General features: G+C 63.1%; 15 protein-coding genes and 1 tRNA gene. 3 read left to right on the forward strand and 13 right to left on the reverse strand.

The features are described 5' to 3' along the window. Positions 1–74: 74 nt before the first annotated feature. The 10 genes from NG900_RS16260 to NG900_RS16305 all read right to left on the reverse strand — a co-directional run bounded on the left by NG900_RS16260 (position 75) and on the right by NG900_RS16305 (position 10,201). Positions 75–1,526, reverse strand: a complete 1,452-nt coding sequence (locus tag NG900_RS16260; protein WP_252682339.1) for a YfjI family protein — start codon at positions 1,524–1,526, stop codon at positions 75–77. A gap of 168 nt (positions 1,527–1,694) precedes the next feature. Beyond that, on the reverse strand, positions 1,695–2,075 hold the full coding sequence (locus NG900_RS16265; RefSeq protein ID WP_252682341.1) for a hypothetical protein: 381 nt from the start codon (positions 2,073–2,075) through the stop codon (positions 1,695–1,697). Positions 2,076–2,148: 73 nt separating this feature from the next. After that, a complete protein-coding gene (locus NG900_RS16270) occupies positions 2,149–2,361 on the reverse strand; it encodes a helix-turn-helix transcriptional regulator (protein WP_252682343.1) in 213 nt (70 codons plus the stop codon). Positions 2,362–2,609: 248 nt separating this feature from the next. Further along, a complete protein-coding gene (locus NG900_RS16275) occupies positions 2,610–3,323 on the reverse strand; it encodes a hypothetical protein (protein WP_252682344.1) in 714 nt (237 codons plus the stop codon). A 382-nt stretch (positions 3,324–3,705) separates the two neighbouring features. Further along, a tRNA-Ser gene (locus NG900_RS16280) sits at positions 3,706–3,795 on the reverse strand. Between the two features lie 80 nt (positions 3,796–3,875). Then, positions 3,876–5,192, reverse strand: a complete 1,317-nt coding sequence (serS, locus tag NG900_RS16285) for a serine--tRNA ligase (RefSeq protein ID WP_252682346.1) — start codon at positions 5,190–5,192, stop codon at positions 3,876–3,878. 69 nt (positions 5,193–5,261) lie between these two features. Further along, a complete protein-coding gene (locus NG900_RS16290; RefSeq protein ID WP_252682829.1) occupies positions 5,262–6,569 on the reverse strand; it encodes a replication-associated recombination protein A in 1,308 nt (435 codons plus the stop codon). Between the two features lie 100 nt (positions 6,570–6,669). Further along, complete coding sequence (locus NG900_RS16295) at positions 6,670–7,086, reverse strand: hypothetical protein (protein ID WP_252682348.1); 417 nt, start codon at positions 7,084–7,086, stop codon at positions 6,670–6,672. A gap of 35 nt (positions 7,087–7,121) precedes the next feature. After that, positions 7,122–7,769 carry an outer membrane lipoprotein chaperone LolA gene (lolA, locus tag NG900_RS16300; RefSeq protein ID WP_252682350.1) on the reverse strand — a complete coding sequence of 216 codons (648 nt, stop codon included), beginning with the start codon at positions 7,767–7,769 and terminating at the stop codon, positions 7,122–7,124. 89 nt (positions 7,770–7,858) lie between these two features. Then, positions 7,859–10,201 carry a DNA translocase FtsK gene (locus tag NG900_RS16305; RefSeq protein ID WP_252682352.1) on the reverse strand — a complete coding sequence of 781 codons (2,343 nt, stop codon included), beginning with the start codon at positions 10,199–10,201 and terminating at the stop codon, positions 7,859–7,861. 224 nt (positions 10,202–10,425) lie between these two features. Here NG900_RS16305 and trxB point away from each other — a divergent pair, with 224 nt between their 5' ends. The 3 genes from trxB (at position 10,426) to NG900_RS16320 (ending at position 12,826) form a co-directional block, all read left to right on the forward strand. Further along, on the forward strand, positions 10,426–11,382 hold the full coding sequence (gene trxB, locus NG900_RS16310) for a thioredoxin-disulfide reductase (protein WP_252682354.1): 957 nt from the start codon (positions 10,426–10,428) through the stop codon (positions 11,380–11,382). A gap of 113 nt (positions 11,383–11,495) precedes the next feature. Then, positions 11,496–12,161 (forward strand): Smr/MutS family protein, encoded by a 666-nt coding sequence (locus tag NG900_RS16315; RefSeq protein ID WP_252682356.1) that lies wholly within the window; start codon positions 11,496–11,498, stop codon positions 12,159–12,161. 41 nt (positions 12,162–12,202) lie between these two features. After that, entirely contained in the window at positions 12,203–12,826 is a 624-nt protein-coding gene (locus tag NG900_RS16320) for a trimeric intracellular cation channel family protein (protein ID WP_252682358.1), read from the forward strand. 52 nt (positions 12,827–12,878) lie between these two features. Here the strand turns inward: NG900_RS16320 and glnK are convergent, their stop codons facing one another. From glnK to NG900_RS16335, 3 genes are read right to left on the reverse strand one after another with little or no spacing between them, the layout of a single operon-like run. Further along, positions 12,879–13,217 carry a P-II family nitrogen regulator gene (glnK, locus tag NG900_RS16325; protein WP_045787417.1) on the reverse strand — a complete coding sequence of 113 codons (339 nt, stop codon included), beginning with the start codon at positions 13,215–13,217 and terminating at the stop codon, positions 12,879–12,881. Between the two features lie 14 nt (positions 13,218–13,231). Next, complete coding sequence (locus tag NG900_RS16330) at positions 13,232–13,858, reverse strand: class I SAM-dependent methyltransferase (protein WP_252682360.1); 627 nt, start codon at positions 13,856–13,858, stop codon at positions 13,232–13,234. Positions 13,859–13,877: 19 nt separating this feature from the next. Further along, positions 13,878–15,515: an NAD+ synthase gene (locus NG900_RS16335; protein WP_252682362.1), complete on the reverse strand. Its 1,638-nt coding sequence runs from the start codon at positions 15,513–15,515 to the stop codon at positions 13,878–13,880. Positions 15,516–15,570 lie beyond the last annotated feature (55 nt).

Below are 15,570 nucleotides of genomic sequence, written 5' to 3' on the forward strand. Positions count from 1 at the left end.
CAGCTCACAAAAAGTCCTCTGCCTCGAAACATCCGGCGTGGCCCCAAGGCACCCGACCGCGTACGGCCAATGCCTCAGAATCCCATCGTCGTCTGCGACCCGAAGTATGCCTGGTTGAGATTGATATATTGCTCGTTGCGCAGCCCGACTCCGACCCACACGGCGCCCGCAGCATTCAAGCAGTCCAACGCGGCATCAAGGCGCGACACTGGACGTACCGGCCCATTCCGTAGCACCTTATTTTTCTCCACCACCCATCGGTTCCAACGCGCGTAGCGTTTCCGCAGATAACGTTCGAGCACCTGTGCATCCGCTTGCTCCTGCGGAACGGCATATTCAGGCGAGAAGATTCGCCTGAATTCGTCGATATGCCACCCGACGATGGAAACCGCCCTATTTAGCGTATCAACCGAGATCGCCCCTTCTTGCATCGAGAACACATGCAGCAATGCCGCGACACGACCCGTTATCTCCAACGCCTTGGATGCATGGTCCTTGATATCGTGCAGATCGCCATCAAGGCCCAAGGCGGATTCGAGTTCATTTCCCAGGACGATCCAGCGCGAACTCGCGTCCTCCATGAACTCCAACGTCGTTCGCTCCATGACACCGGCGTCGATACGGCGCCCCCGTTCGTTAAGCACGTCACGCATGCACTCGTGGAACCTCGGCAAATGGCGCCACTCGTTGGTTAGCCGATACGTAAAGCGGATGCCCTGGGTCGACGTCGGACAGCCTACAAGGTATCGCGCCCAGTGACCTGATCCACGCATGACGTCACCCCGCCGGTCTAAGAGCTCTTTGAGGACGGCAGGCTGCACTTGGTAGGAAACCGTCACACGCGGGTTGCGCACAACGATGCTGACGCCATTGCTCCGATCCATCGTCAGCATCTGCGCGCCATCCCACGCCTTATTGAGCACGCCGAGCTGTTTGAGCGCGCCCCCCTTGATGATGACGTCGCCTTCATCGCTGATGAATGCGATGGATTCGCCGTCCCCCTCAAGCGCATCCATGATGGCGCGTTCAGTCGCGTTCTGATGCATGATGCGCCGAGGCCTGGGCATTACCGGTTTAGCCGCCGCTTGCTCGGACAACTGGAGGCACGTCTCTTCGATTGGCTTATCCTCCTGCGTCAGCTTGGTGAGCCGACGACGCAGGCCCTTATCGATCTGCTCCCAGACACGCATATCAAGCTCATATTGCGCGAAATCGGCCTCGTGCCTCCGTATGCGCTCCTGGTCAAACTCATAGAGCGGCGCCGCCACCAGATCGTGCACACCCGTCTTACGTTCGCCCGAGTCCGCAACCGTAAGCAGATTGAGCGAGAGCGGACGAATCTGGCCGGTCGGCAAACGCACGTCGTAAAGTCCTTGCGCCGATGCCGACATATTGGTCAGAAATTCCATCCCGACCAAAGCATCCGGCGCTTGAACGTGCCTCACAACTTCTTCTGCCGCCTCCTTGATAACGAGATGAAACGCATTCAATGGGTAAGGCTGCTGTAGCGTCGTCAACGGATCCACGCAAACCTCCTTACGCCCGATCCGGTATGGCATGCAAATGACATCTGCATGATGTTGCCCAGGCCCTTCTCGCGTTTTACGTAAATCTTCAATGACATGCACTGCCCCGAGGAAGACGGTGCGTGGTCTTTCCTGGCATTCATTTTTCGTCTTTCCAACATGGCTGACTCACGGCTGTACGCTTTCCGTCCCGATCAGGCTGGCCAATCTCGGCGCACCTCTCGAATTCGAGGCGGCGCTCGATGCCGGTAGGACGGAGCCGCAGAATTCACAGCAAACGTACTCGCCCTGCTCGGCGCGCTGTTTGCGCTCAGCTTCGAGTAACGAGCGGAAACCTCCCATGGAGAGAGGCAAGCCCCGAGTTGTCAATTCCGCGATGACCGCTTTCTGCGGTACTTCGCGCGCCAGTGCTCGCTCAATTGCGGGATACAGCTTCCGGAACAACGTCGTCTTTTGCTGTTGCTTGCCCGGCTGTAACGCATCCAGTTGTTCGATCAACTGCTCTGCGTTCGCCAGGGTGAGGGTGCCGGTCGTATTTTGAGGTTCCATCGTTGACTCTCATGCGCGTATGTTGGTTGGAAATCGCTGCCAATCTTCAATTGGCGTAAGCACATCGCGTCAATCAACTGGCCTGTGGGCGACTCGCCAACCAGGCATCCACCTCGGCCTCAAACCAACCGACCGCCCCCAGTCCAAGCCGTATCGGTTTGGGAAACGTTGCGTCGTAATACTTGCTGCGAGGATTGAGCTTGTTGTAGATGCTGCTCCCCGAGATCCCCGTTTTTTCCTTCATGCGTTTCAGGCGAAGGACTTTGCTGCGTGTATTGGCACTCATCGAATAGCTCCTTGGTTTCAGTTGGATTCGATGAACGCAATTTAGGGAAAGCCGCCCCTGACGGATATGCCGTGTGCCGGCAAACTGTGCAGAGAATTTTCTGGGGGAGCGACGTCAGGCGTATTTCGCACAACCGTGACGGGGTGTTCCGGGGGCGTGGCCCCGAAAGGCAGCAGGCGCTGCGCGTACACGTACGCGGCGCCGACCGAAATGAGGTGGCACTGCTCGGGCTGCTGGTTCAGCAGGTGTCAGGCTTTCGTTTTCCTGGATGGGAACAGCACCGATGCGTCTGGCATCTGGGCGAGCCAGCCGTCAAGCGTCCGGCGTAGGCTGTCATTTTTCTTCAGCGCTGGCCCGTGCTCCAGCGAGAAAGCATGGACTTCCTCTTTGATTTTATCCACAGCCTGAGCGCGGGACTGCCAGCCCGATGCCGGCCTGCGCTCCCACGCCAATTGATAGGCACGTTCCTGAACTGGCGCATATGCCCTTTTTCGGGCTTCCGCGCCTGACTTCGCCTTCATGACCAGGGCCTCGGCCGAAGCTTCCCCGATCACCAGTTCACGCGCCTCATCAAGGCCTTGACTCGACATCGCAACACCACACCAATACCGGGCATCGGCCATATTGGACCATGCGAGATTCGGATCGCCCGCCTCCATGACGTCCATGGCCCGCAGGCAGTATGTGCATGACACGAGCACCGAACAGATGGGGGACTTTGCAGCCCACGCCTGCCCTTTGATTTTTTCGGCGTCGGACACGAACTGCATGACGATTTCCAGCGGTTCTTCGACCGAGGAATCGTCTCGCATCTCCACGACGTTGAGGATCTCTCGCATGAAATCCGTCGGCTGCGCCCCCGGCCTGAGGCTAGCGTGGCAGCTTACGAGGTTCCAGAGCGTCATGTTGAGGAACCAGTTGAAATCGCGTTCATGACGCGGCGACCGGCGCGGAATGTTCATATCGATCCTTAGGCTTGGACAATTGGCGATGGGGTGCAGCCCTTTGCCAACGCGGTTTAGCGTTGAATCGCGGCGGGCCGCAACAACGATCTGGTTAACGGCTTCGACGCTATGAGGTTTTACCGCCTTCGTTGTCTTTCAGGATGGTTCGACAGGTAAACAGGAAGCCGCACTATGCCGTGCTCGAATTGGATAGGACTGGCGGCCACCTGCAATGAGGGAGCGACAGATGTTGCCATCGATGGCCAGCAGCGGTCGGGGACCAATACTAGGCTGCGCCCCATAACGCTACTAGCCCAAGCCGGATGATGGGTCGGGTGATGGGCCAAAAAAAACAAAAACCCCGTAAGTCCTTGAACTTACGGGGTTTTTATGCCATTTCTGGCGGAGAGGGTGGGATTCGAACCCACGGTACCGTCGCCGGTACGCCTGATTTCGAGTCAGGTACATTCGACCACTCTGCCACCTCTCCGGTAACTGGGTCGCTGAATCGCGAAACCGCGACTATAACAGAGGTTTGTCGCCCGAATCAAGAGGGCCAACGCAACTCCATCAAACTGCCGGCTTCAGCACTTCCTGGCCGCCCAGGTACGGGCGCAGCGCTGCCGGCACCGTCACCGAGCCGTCCGCGTTCTGGTAGTTTTCCAGCACGGCCACCAGCGTACGGCCCACGGCGAGGCCGGAGCCGTTGAGCGTATGCACCAGTTCCGGCTTGCCCTGGGCATTGCGGAAGCGGGCTTGCATGCGGCGGGCCTGGAAGTCGCCCATGTTCGAGCACGAGCTGATTTCGCGGTAGGTGTTCTGCGCCGGGATCCACACCTCGATGTCGTAGGTCTTGGTGCTGCCGAAGCCCATGTCGCCCGTGCACAGCACGACGGTGCGGAACGGCAGCTCCAGCTTGCGCAGGATGTTTTCCGCGCAGTTGGTCATGGCGTCCAGCGCGGCGAACGACGTCTCGGGTTGCACGATCTGCACCATCTCGACCTTGTCGAACTGATGCTGGCGGATCATGCCGCGCGTGTCCTTGCCATACGAGCCGGCTTCGGAGCGGAAGCACGGCGAATGCGCGGCGAACATCATCGGCAGCGCGTCGGCGGCGATGATCTCGTCGCGCACGAGGTTCGTGAGCGGCACCTCGGCGGTCGGGATCAGGTAGAAGTTTTCGACGCGCTCGCCGTCTTCACCCTCGGCACCGTGACCCATCTTGCGCGGCACGCGGAACAGGTCCTCCTCGAACTTCGGCAATTGGCCCGTGCCACGCATCGACGCGGCGTTGACGATGTACGGCACGTACGCTTCGGTGTAACCGTGCTCCAGCGTGTGCGTATCGAGCATGAACTGCGCGAGCGCGCGATGCAGGCGCGCCACCTGCCCCTTGAGGACCGTGAAGCGCGCGCCCGACAGCTTGGCGCCAGCATCAAAATCCAATCCCAGCGCGGCGCCCAGGTCCACGTGGTCCTTGACCGGGAAGTCGAACGTGCGCGGCGTGCCTTCGCGGCGCACTTCCACGTTCTGCGTTTCGTCGCGGCCGGTCGGCACGCTCTCGTGCGGCACGTTCGGGATCGACAGCATCAGATCCTGCAGCTTGGCCTGCACCACGTCGAGCTGCGCGGCCGATGCCTTGAGCTCATCACCGATGCCCGACACCTCGGCCATCACCGCCGATGCGTCTTCGCCCTTGCCCTTGAGCATGCCGATCTGCTTGGACAGGCTGTTACGGCGCGCCTGCAGCTCTTCGGTGCGGGTCTGAATGGCCTTGCGTTCGGCCTCGAGGGCGGCAAAACCGGCCACGTCGAGCACATAGCCGCGGTCTTTGAGGCGCGCAGCGACGGCGTCGATGTCTTTGCGCAGCAGTTGGATATCAAGCATGGTGGGGAAAAGAACCCGAGGATTGCGAACGATCGAAAGAACCGATTTTATCGCACCGGCCCGTAGATCTTATTTGTTGCGGGAGGATTTGCCTTGTTCGGCGTGCCACTGCGCATCCAACTCGCGCAGGTGCCGCAGCTTGTCGCCGATCTTGCCCTCCAGGCCGCGCGGCGTCGGCACGTACCAGTTCTGCGCGGGCAGATCGTCAGGGAAGTAGGTTTCGCCGGCGGCGTAGGCTTCGGGCTCGTCGTGGGCGTAGCGGTAGGCGTGGCCGTAGCCGAGCTCCTTCATCAGCTTGGTCGGCGCGTTGCGCAGGTGCACGGGCACGGTGCGCGACTTGTCCTGGCTGACGAACGCGCGTGCGGCATTGTAGGCGTTGTAGCCGGCGTTGGACTTGGGCGCGATAGCGAGGTAGATCAGTGCCTGAGCCAGCGCCAACTCACCTTCCGGTGAGCCGAGGCGTTCGTAAGTTTCCGCGGCATCCAGCGTGATGCGACCCGCGCGGGGGTCGGCCAGGCCGATGTCTTCCCACGCCATGCGCACGATGCGGCGCGCAAGGTAGCGCGGGTCGGCGCCGCCGTCGAGCATGCGGCAGAACCAGTACAGCGCTGCATCCGGGTCGGAGCCGCGCACTGACTTGTGCAGCGCGCTGATCTGGTCGTAAAACGCATCGCCACCCTTGTCGAACCGGCGCAGGTTTTCCGACAGCGCGGACGCCAGCAGCGCCTCGTCAATTACCGGAACGGTATCGCCTTCGGCCTGCGAGCGTGCGGCGCGCGTGACGATCTCGACGTTGTTGAGCAGCTTACGGCCATCGCCATCGGCAGACGCAACGATGGCGTCGAGCGCGGTTGGCGTCCATTCCAGGCCGCCCAGCTCCTGGCGCGCTCGCTCGGCCAACTGCTTCAGCTCATCGTCCGACAGGCTCTTGAGCACGTACACCGCGGCACGTGATAACAACGCCCCGTTCACCTCGAACGACGGGTTCTCTGTGGTCGCGCCGATGAAGGTGAACAGGCCGCTTTCCACGTGCGGCAGGAAGGCGTCCTGCTGGCTCTTGTTGAAGCGGTGGACTTCATCGACGAACACCAGCGTGCGGCGGCCGTTGGCGCGGAATTGCTCGGCGCGTTCGACCGCTTCGCGGATGTCCTTCACGCCCGACAGCACGGCAGACAGCGCGATGAATTCTGCGTCAAACGCATTGGCCATCAGCCGCGCCAGCGTGGTCTTGCCGACGCCGGGCGGGCCCCAGAGGATCATCGAATGCGGCTCGCCGGAGGCAAAGGCCACGCGCAGCGGCTTGCCCGGCCCGAGCAGATGCTGCTGACCGATCACATCGTCGGCGGTATGCGGGCGGAGGCGCTCGGCCAGCGGCATGTGAGCGGGCGCATCCGGAAAGAGAGAAGCAGAAGCGTTCATGCGGGGATTGTCGCAGAAACCGGGCGCAGCCCCGGCGCCCCTCTTCCGCGACGCGCGCTCAGTTCGACGCGCGCTGCACCAGCCCCATGAACGCCTTGGCCGGCAGCGGCCCATGGCACGATTGCGCGCCGTTGGGCGAGCGCAGCAGCAGCCAGACATTCTCGCTGGCCGGCGGCTGGACCACGAATGGCTGGCGCGCCGAGGCCTCGGGCAGGCGCGGGTCGGCCGGCGCCTGGATCGGCACAACCTGTCCGGCGTGCCCCTTCACCAAGGCGCTGCATTCGGCACTCGGCAACTCAGTGGCGTGCAGGAAATCCTTGTTGACCAGCGCTTCGGCCAGCACCGTGTCGGGCGCGGTCAGAAAGGAATCAACATCAAAACGGGATGCGCCCGTGGAGGCGCATCCCGCAAACACCACCGCCGACGCGGAAACAGCGGCTGCACGTTGCAGCGATGTGGTGAACGGCAAAGGCATGGTCGGTCTCCTTGTCGAAAACCGGCCTGCACGCGTTACTGCTTGATGACGTCGGCCCCTTTGGGCGGCGTAAAGCGGAACGCGTTGGCCGGCAGTTGCGGATTCTTCTGAATGTTCGAGAACGTCAACAGGGTGGTGTTCCCGAACGCGTCACGCAGCTCCATCCCCTGCAGTTCGCCGCTGCGGAAGCCGATGGCGATGCGCTCGAACTGGGTGTCTTTCGCCTTGGGCGTGAGTTCGGCCCAGTCGATGCCGTCCTTGGTACCGCCTTCCTTGAGCGTGAAGTTCTTCGCCAGGTCATTGCTGCCGAACAGGATGGCGGCCGGGCTGGAGCCCAGCGACGCATCGAGCTTGCGCTCCGTCACCTGATTCAAGTCCTTGTCGAAGATGTAGAGCGTCTGGCCGTCGGCGGAGAGCTGCTGTTCGTACGGCTTCACATAGCGCCAGACGAAGCGGCCCGGGCGCGAGAAGACAAAGTCGCCGCTCGACGTGCCGGCCACGCGCAGCGGGCTGCCATTGGTGCCGCCCTTCACTTGCCGCTGCACGAATTCGCCACGTGCGGTGCTGACGTTACTCACAAAGGCATTGAGCTGCTCGACCGCGCCTGCGTAGGCCCCGGCCGACCACGCCGCCAGCGACACGAGCCCAGCGGCCATCAGGTGACGTGCTTTCAACACAAACATAGGAGTCCCGGTTTTCAGTTGATCTTGTTGTTAGTAGCCGGCCACGCCAGAACATTCCGCTGACGCGGTAACGCGATGTAACGGCAACGTCATTCCTCTTCGACGACGTTGCCGTTACGGTTCGGCGCCAGGATTTCGCGGTTGCCGTTGCCGGACATGGCGGATACGAGCCCCGCCTTTTCCATGTCTTCCAGCAGGCGCGCGGCGCGGTTGTAGCCGATGCGCAGGTGACGCTGCACCAGCGAGATCGACGCTCGGCGGTTCTTGAGCACCACGTCGACGGCCTGGTCGTACAGCGGGTCCGCTTCGCCGCCACCAGCGCCTGCAATGCCTGCGCCACCGCCAAAGCCATCGCCGCCGCCCTCGTCGGCCACGCCGCCTTCGAGGATGCCCTCGATGTAGTTCGGCTCGCCCTGCGCCTTGAGGTTGTCGACCACGCGGTGCACTTCGTCATCCGAGACGAACGCGCCGTGCACGCGCACCGGCAAACCCGTGCCCGGCGCGAGGTAGAGCATGTCACCCATGCCGAGCAGTGCCTCGGCGCCCTGCTGGTCGAGAATCGTGCGCGAGTCGATCTTGCTGCTGACCTGGAACGCAATCCGCGTCGGCACGTTCGCCTTGATTAGGCCGGTGATCACATCCACCGACGGACGCTGTGTCGCCAGCACCAAGTGAATGCCTGCGGCACGCGCCTTCTGCGCAATCCGCGCAATCAGCTCTTCGACCTTCTTGCCGACCACCATCATCAGGTCGGCCAGTTCGTCGATCACGATGACGATCATCGGCAGCTTGTCGAGCGGTTCCGGCGCATCGGGCGTGAGGCTGAACGGGTTGGGGATCTTCTCTTCGCGCGCGGCGGCTTCTTCGATCTTCTTGTTGAAGCCGGCCAGGTTGCGCACGCCCATCTTGCTCATGAGCTTGTAGCGGCGCTCCATCTCGCCCACGGCCCAGTTCAGGGCGTGGCCAGCCTGGCGCATGTCGGTCACCACCGGGCACAGCAGGTGCGGAATGCCTTCGTAGATGCTCAGTTCCAGCATCTTCGGGTCGATCAGGATCAAGCGCACAGCATCGGCCTTGGCCTTGTACAGCAGCGACAGGATCATCGCGTTGATGCCGACCGACTTACCCGAACCCGTCGTACCGGCCACCATGCAGTGCGGCATCTTGGCCAGATCCGCCACCACCGGCTTGCCGGCGATGTCCTTGCCGAGCGCCATCGTCAATTGCGAAGCGCTCTCGTTGTAGACCTGCGAGCCGAGAATCTCCGACAGGCGTACGGCCTGGCGCTTCGGATTCGGCAACTCAAGGCCCATGTAGTTCTTGCCCGGAATCGTCTCCACCACGCGGATGGACACCAGCGACAGCGAGCGCGCCAAGTCCTTGGCGAGGTTCACGATCTGGCTGCCCTTTACGCCCGTGGCGGGCTCAATCTCATAGCGCGTGATGACGGGGCCCGGATAGGCCGCCACCACCTGCACTTCCACGCCAAAGTCCTTGAGCTTCTTCTCGATCAGGCGCGAGGTGAATTCCAGCGTCTCCGCGCTCACGGTTTCCACCACCGGCGGGATCGGGTCGAGCAGCGCCAGCGGCGGGAGGTCGGAATCCTCGATGTCGACAAACAGCGGCTGCTGCTTCTCGCGCTCCACGCGCTCGCTCTTGACCACGGCGGTCGGGCGGACGATCTGTACCGGCGGTGCTTCTTCAATGCGCACCCGGCGGGTTTCGACCACTTCTTCGCGCGCAGCCACGGCCGCCTCGCCAATGGCGCGGTCCTGCTTGTTCTCGCGGCGGGTCTTGAAGCCGACGAACAGCATTTCGACGCCAGCGCCGATCTGCTCGGCCAGGTTCAGCCACGAGAAATGGAAAAACAGCGAGAGCCCGACCAGAAACGTAAACAGCAGCGCCAGCGTGCCGCCGGTAAAACCCAGCGAATGCTGCATCGCCCCGCCGATCACATCGCCCAGCACGCCGCCGGGCGCACGCGGCAGCTTCATGTGCAGCGAGTACATGCGAATCGCTTCCAGGCCCATGCTGGAGGCCAGGATCAGCGCAAAGCCGATCCACGTGACGCTGGCGTCCACGCGCGGCATGGACGTGCGTGGCAAGCGCTCATCCGACATCAATTCGCGCCAGCCACGCCAGACCTTGCGCACCAGAAGTACCGCCCACCAGTAGGCGGACGCGCCAAAGACGAACAGCAGCAGATCGGCCAGCCACGCACCCACGCGGCCACCCAGGTTACGGATTTCGTCGACCTGGCTGGCGTGGGTGAAACCGGGGTCTGCCCGGTTGTATGACAGAAGAATGATCAGGAAGGCGATGGTCACCGCCAGCAACAGGAACCAGCGGACCTCGCCCAGCAGGCGTCCAATGCGGGACGGTAGTGCGGCGGGGTCGGTACGGGTTGTCGGAGTGGTGGAAGCTCGAGCCATGCGGGAGACGGGTGCGCCGCTTGGGACAAGGCCCGCGCGGCTTAAAGACAGCACAAATGCGATGGCAACGATTGTAACGCGGCCCTATCACTGCCATTGGAATTTACAACCGGGCGGACGAGGGGGTGCCACTTTATAATGGCGGCCGTCACCCTCACCTAGCTTGCACGGCGGCCGCTTTACTTTCACCCTCCCCCCCGTGCCGCACACCTACCGAACGCATCATGGCAAAACACGCAAAAGTGCTGATCCTCGGCTCCGGCCCCGCCGGCTACACGGCCGCCATCTACGCCGCCCGGGCCAACCTGAACCCCGTGCTGGTCACGGGCCTGGCGCAGGGCGGCCAGCTCATGACCACCACCGACGTGGAAAACTGGCCAGCCGACAAGGAACATCTGCAAGGCCCCGAGTTGATGCAGCGCTTCCTGGAGCACGCCGAGCGCTTCAAGACCGAAGTGCTGTTCGACCACATCCACACCGCGCATCTGAATGAGAAGCCGATCCGCCTGATCGGTGATTCGGGCGAATACACCTGCGACGCGCTGATCGTCTCCACGGGCGCATCGGCCCAGTACCTGGGGCTGCCCTCGGAAGAGAAGTTTGCCGGCCGCGGCGTGTCCGCCTGCGCCACGTGCGACGGCTTCTTCTACAAGGGCCAGGAAGTGGCCGTGGTGGGCGGCGGCAACACCGCCGTGGAAGAAGCGCTGTACCTGGCCAACATCGCCAGCAAGGTCACGCTCATCCACCGCCGCGACAAGTTCCGCGCCGAGCCGATCCTGATCGACCGCCTGCATGAGCAGGAGAAGAAGGGCAAGATCGAGATCAAGACCAACATGGTGCTCGACGAAATCCTGGGCGACGATTCCGGCGTGACGGGCGCCCGCCTGAAAGGCACGCACGAGAACGAAGGCAAGACCGAAGAGATCAAGGTGGCAGGCGTGTTCATCGCCATCGGCCACAAGCCGAACACGGACATCTTCCGCGGCCAGCTCGACATGAACGACACGGGCTACATCACCACGAAGAGCGGTCTGGCCGGCATGGCCACCGCCACCAACATCCCGGGTGTGTTTGCCGCCGGCGACGTGCAGGACCACATCTACCGCCAGGCCATCACCAGCGCCGGCACAGGCTGCATGGCCGCGCTGGACGCCCAGCGCTACCTGGAAAGCCTGGAATAAGCCGCATCCGACTCCGGGTTCCGGCAGCGGCCGATGGGAAACCATCGGCCGTTTTGCCATGTGCCGCGCATTCGTATAATCCACGCACGCTCGACCTTGATTCGCCCCTCGCCATGAAACGTGCCCCCACCCCCAATGCCAAACTCAGCCTGACCGATCTGGCCAAGTTGCGCGACCAGCTCAAGGTCGAGACCGAGGCACGCGAGGCCGAACGCCAGCGCGCCGAGGAAGCCAAGCGCAAGGCCGCCGAGGAGGCCAACGTGTTCCGCGCCAGCATCGGCGAGGTGAGTGCGCTGCGCCAGAACAAGCGCGTCGAGCATCCGCGCAATCCGCCCGCACCCGACCCGGTGCACTCCCGTGCCGAGGACAAACGCGTGCTGGATGCCTCGCTGTCAGACGAGTTCGACGTCGACAACCTGCTCGACACCGACGACACCCTCTCCTACCGCCGCCCCGGCATCGGCGAAGACGTGCTTAAAAAGCTGCGCCGCGGCGAATGGGCGACGCAAGACCAGATCGACCTGCACGGCCTGCGCCGCGAGGAAGCCCGCGAGGCGCTAGCCGCCTTCCTGCGACGCGCCGTGCAGCGCGGCATCCGCTGCGTACGCGTCATTCACGGCAAAGGCCTGGGCTCGCCGGACAAGACGCCGGTACTCAAGGGCAAAGTGCGCTCCTGGCTGGTGCAGAAGGAAGAAGTGATCGCCTTCGTCGAGCCACGCAACACGGCGGGCGGCGCGGGCGCGGTGCTGGTGCTGCTGCGGCAGCCGCACGGCGCCTGACCGTTTTTCACCCCGAACAATAAGAACACCCCCGAACACCAATGCACGTCGGCCGGCTCGATTTGATCATGCACTGGATGGAGATCCTCGCGGTCTTCTCGTTTGCCATCTCGGGCTTGGCCGAGGCCAAACGGCGCCGGCTCGATGCCGTGGGCGCGTTCATCGTCGCCTTCCTGACCGCGTTTGGCGGCGGAACGCTGCGCGACCTGCTGCTCGATCGCCGGCCCTTTTACTGGGTCGAGCACGAGCAATACCTGCTCGCGCTGTTCGTCATGAGCCTGTTTGCCAACTGGGTGATCCGGCTGGTGAGCCAGCTGGTATCCGACCGCGTGCTGATCGTGGCAGACGCCATCGGCATGGGGCTCTTTGGCGTGCTGGGCACGCAACTGGCGCTCGATGCGGGCGTGCCGGTTTTCGTGTCGGTGATGATGGGCGTGATCACGTCGGCCTTCGGCGGCCTGCTGCGGGACGTGGTCTGCAATGAGGTGCCCATGCTGCTGCGGGACAACCGCCCGTACGCGACCTGCGCGTTTCTCGGGTGCTTCCTCTACATCGGACTGACGCACACGGATTTGCTGCCGAGCGTGTCCGTGGTGATCGCCACGCTGGCGATCGTGACCGGGCGGCTGGTGACGCTGCGCTGGAACATCACCCTGCCGCGCTGACCGGCGATGGTCGCGCGGGCCGGCGCAGGCGCGCCAGCCTGACTGCAACGGATTAAACCGCCGCTTCGTCCTTCTCGCCGGTGCGGATACGGATCACCTGCTCCACCGGCATCACGAAGATCTTGCCGTCGCCGATCTTGCCGGTCTTGGCAGCCTTGACGATGGTATCGATCACGTTTTCGACTTGGCTGTCGGCCACCACCACCTCGATCTTGATCTTCGGCAGGAAGTCGACCACGTATTCAGCGCCGCGATACAGCTCGGTGTGGCCCTTCTGGCGGCCGAAACCCTTGACCTCGGTGACGGTCAGGCCGGTCACCCCCACGTCGGCGAGCGACTCGCGCACTTCGTCCAGTTTGAAGGGCTTGATGATGGCGGTGATCTGTTTCATGGGTGTCTCGCTAACTAGTGGGTGAGGTATTCAAGCGTCCAATAATACTGGAGCCGGTTAATGCGCACATCCTGGGCGATGCCGGCCACCGTCTGCAGCAGGGTCGGATCGTCGGGAAAGTTTTTCAGTACGTCGTGTTCGGTACCGTCCTGCAAGGGTCGGCGCTGCCAAGTGTTGCCATGTTCATCGTTGTAGGCGATGGGCGTGCTGGAGCCGGGCACATACTGGTTATCGAACCACAATACGCGCACGCCCGGGCCAAGCACGTGGTGCAGCGCTTCAACATGCTGACGCAGACGCTGCTGCGGTACATGTGACCACCAGCAGCCCGCCGTCATCACGTCGAACGTGCCGGGCGCAAACGGCAGCGCGTCGTTATCCGCCCGCACGAACGATGCACCGGCGATGCCCTTGTCGAGCGCAATGCGCAGCACGGTGTCGTTGTAGTCGGCGCCGACGATGCTGCGCGCATCCGTCATCGCCTCGGTCCAGAAACCGGTGCCGCAGGCCAGGTCCAGCACGCGTGCGCCGCGTGTGAGGTCACCCACGCGCGCCTTCAACCACGCCAAGTCACCCTGCCGTTCCGGTTTCGCATAGATGCGTTCGTATTCGGGGGCGCGCTTGGCGTAGTAGTCGAGCATGCGGTTTGCTGTTCCCCGCTTATTCCTTGAACCGCGACGTGATCGGATACCGCCAGTCCCGCCCGAACGCCCGCTGCGTCACGCGGATGCCCACCGGCGCCTGACGGCGCTTGTACTCGTTGATCTTGATGAGGCGCACGATCTTCTGCACGTCGCCCTGCGCAAACCCGGCGGCGATGATGTCGGCCACCGGCTGGTTCTGCTCCATATACCGCTGCACGATCGCGTCGAGCGCGTCGTATTCGGGCAGGCTGTCCTGGTCGGTCTGGTTTTCGCGCAGCTCGGCCGACGGCGCACGCGTGAGAATGCGTTCCGGAATCACGTCCGACAACGTATTGCGGTAGCGGCACAGCCGGTAGACCAGCGTCTTGAAGATGTCCTTGATGACCGCAAAACCGCCGGCCATGTCGCCGTACAGCGTGCAGTAGCCGACCGCCATTTCGCTCTTGTTGCCGGTGGTCAGTACGATGCGGCCGGACTTATTGGACAGCGCCATCAGCAATGTGCCGCGGATGCGCGCCTGGATGTTCTCTTCCGTCGCGTCTTCGGGCAGGTTGCGGAATTCCTCGGCCAGCGCGCCCTTGAACGCGTCGAACATCGGCGCGATGGGGATTTCGTCGTACTGCACGCCCAGGCGGGCCGCCATATCGCGCGCATCCACCCACGAGATGTCGGCGGTGTAGCGCGAAGGCATCATCACCGCGCGCACACGATCGGCGCCCAGCGCATCGACGGCAATTGCCAGCACGAGCGCGGAATCGACACCGCCCGACAAACCGATGATCGCGCCCGGGAAGCCGTTCTTGCCGAGGTAGTCACGCACGCCAAGCTTGAGCGCCTCATACACCTGCGCTTCCAGCGAAGCCTCCGGAACAATCGCGCCGGGCAACGCCTTGCCGCCATCGAACTGCACGGTACCGACACCCTCGGCAAACTGGCCCATCTGCACAACGACCTTGCCGTCGGCATCAAGCACGAACGAGCCGCCGTCGAACACGAGTTCATCCTGCCCACCGACGAGGTTCGCGTACACATGCGGCAGGCCCGATTCCTTCACCCGCGCGCCGATGATCTGCTCGCGCAGGTCTTCCTTGTCGAGGTGATACGGCGAGGCGTTGGGAATGAGCACCACCTGCGCGCCGGCTGCGCGGGCGTAGGCTGTGGCGGTGGGGTACCAGGCGTCTTCGCAGATGATGACGCCGAAGCGCGTGCCATCGACCTCGAACACGAAGGGCTCGGTGCCTGGCTGGAAGTAACGCTTTTCGTCGAAAACTTCGTTATTGGGCAGCTCAAGCTTGTGATAGCGGCCGACCACCCGGCCATCGGCGGCCACAGTGCAACTATTGGTCGGCTTGGGCAGCACGCCGGGCGCGGGCGCTTCCAGCGAGATCTGCGGGTGCCCGATCAGCACATGCAGGCCGGAAAAAGCCGCCAACTCGGCGATGAGCGCATCGAGCGCACGGGCGCTGGCGTCGATGAATGCCGGACGCAGCAGCAGGTCTTCGGGAGGATAGCCGGTGAGCGACAGTTCCGGCGTCACGAGAATACGCGCACCAGCCAGGTGCGCCTCGCGTGCGGCGGCGACGATGCGGGCAGCATTGCCGGCGAAATCGCCGACGGTGCAGTTGATCTGGGCGAGAGCGACTGAGACGGTCATGGGGGCAATGTGGAATGCAAGCGCGGCGCTCAAGGCTGGAATTAGAATCGGCGGC

The sequence above is a fragment of the Ralstonia soli genome (assembly GCF_023955655.1).
GTDB classification, from domain to species: Bacteria; Pseudomonadota; Gammaproteobacteria; order Burkholderiales; family Burkholderiaceae; genus Ralstonia; species Ralstonia soli.

Coding starts and splice junctions, on each gene's coding strand:
- NG900_RS16265 (WP_252682341.1), bottom strand. CDS start 2,075: ATGGAACCTCAAAATACGACCGGCACCCTCACCCTGGCGAACGCAGAG.
- NG900_RS16270 (WP_252682343.1), bottom strand. CDS start 2,361: ATGAGTGCCAATACACGCAGCAAAGTCCTTCGCCTGAAACGCATGAAG.
- NG900_RS16275 (WP_252682344.1), bottom strand. CDS start 3,323: ATGAACATTCCGCGCCGGTCGCCGCGTCATGAACGCGATTTCAACTGG.
- serS (WP_252682346.1), bottom strand. CDS start 5,192: ATGCTTGATATCCAACTGCTGCGCAAAGACATCGACGCCGTCGCTGCG.
- NG900_RS16290 (WP_252682829.1), bottom strand. CDS start 6,569: ATGCCGCTGGCCGAGCGCCTCCGCCCGCATACCGCCGACGATGTGATC.
- NG900_RS16295 (WP_252682348.1), bottom strand. CDS start 7,086: ATGCCTTTGCCGTTCACCACATCGCTGCAACGTGCAGCCGCTGTTTCC.
- lolA (WP_252682350.1), bottom strand. CDS start 7,769: ATGTTTGTGTTGAAAGCACGTCACCTGATGGCCGCTGGGCTCGTGTCG.
- NG900_RS16305 (WP_252682352.1), bottom strand. CDS start 10,201: ATGGCTCGAGCTTCCACCACTCCGACAACCCGTACCGACCCCGCCGCA.
- trxB (WP_252682354.1), top strand. CDS start 10,426: ATGGCAAAACACGCAAAAGTGCTGATCCTCGGCTCCGGCCCCGCCGGC.
- NG900_RS16315 (WP_252682356.1), top strand. CDS start 11,496: ATGAAACGTGCCCCCACCCCCAATGCCAAACTCAGCCTGACCGATCTG.
- NG900_RS16320 (WP_252682358.1), top strand. CDS start 12,203: ATGCACGTCGGCCGGCTCGATTTGATCATGCACTGGATGGAGATCCTC.
- glnK (WP_045787417.1), bottom strand. CDS start 13,217: ATGAAACAGATCACCGCCATCATCAAGCCCTTCAAACTGGACGAAGTG.
- NG900_RS16330 (WP_252682360.1), bottom strand. CDS start 13,858: ATGCTCGACTACTACGCCAAGCGCGCCCCCGAATACGAACGCATCTAT.
- NG900_RS16335 (WP_252682362.1), bottom strand. CDS start 15,515: ATGACCGTCTCAGTCGCTCTCGCCCAGATCAACTGCACCGTCGGCGAT.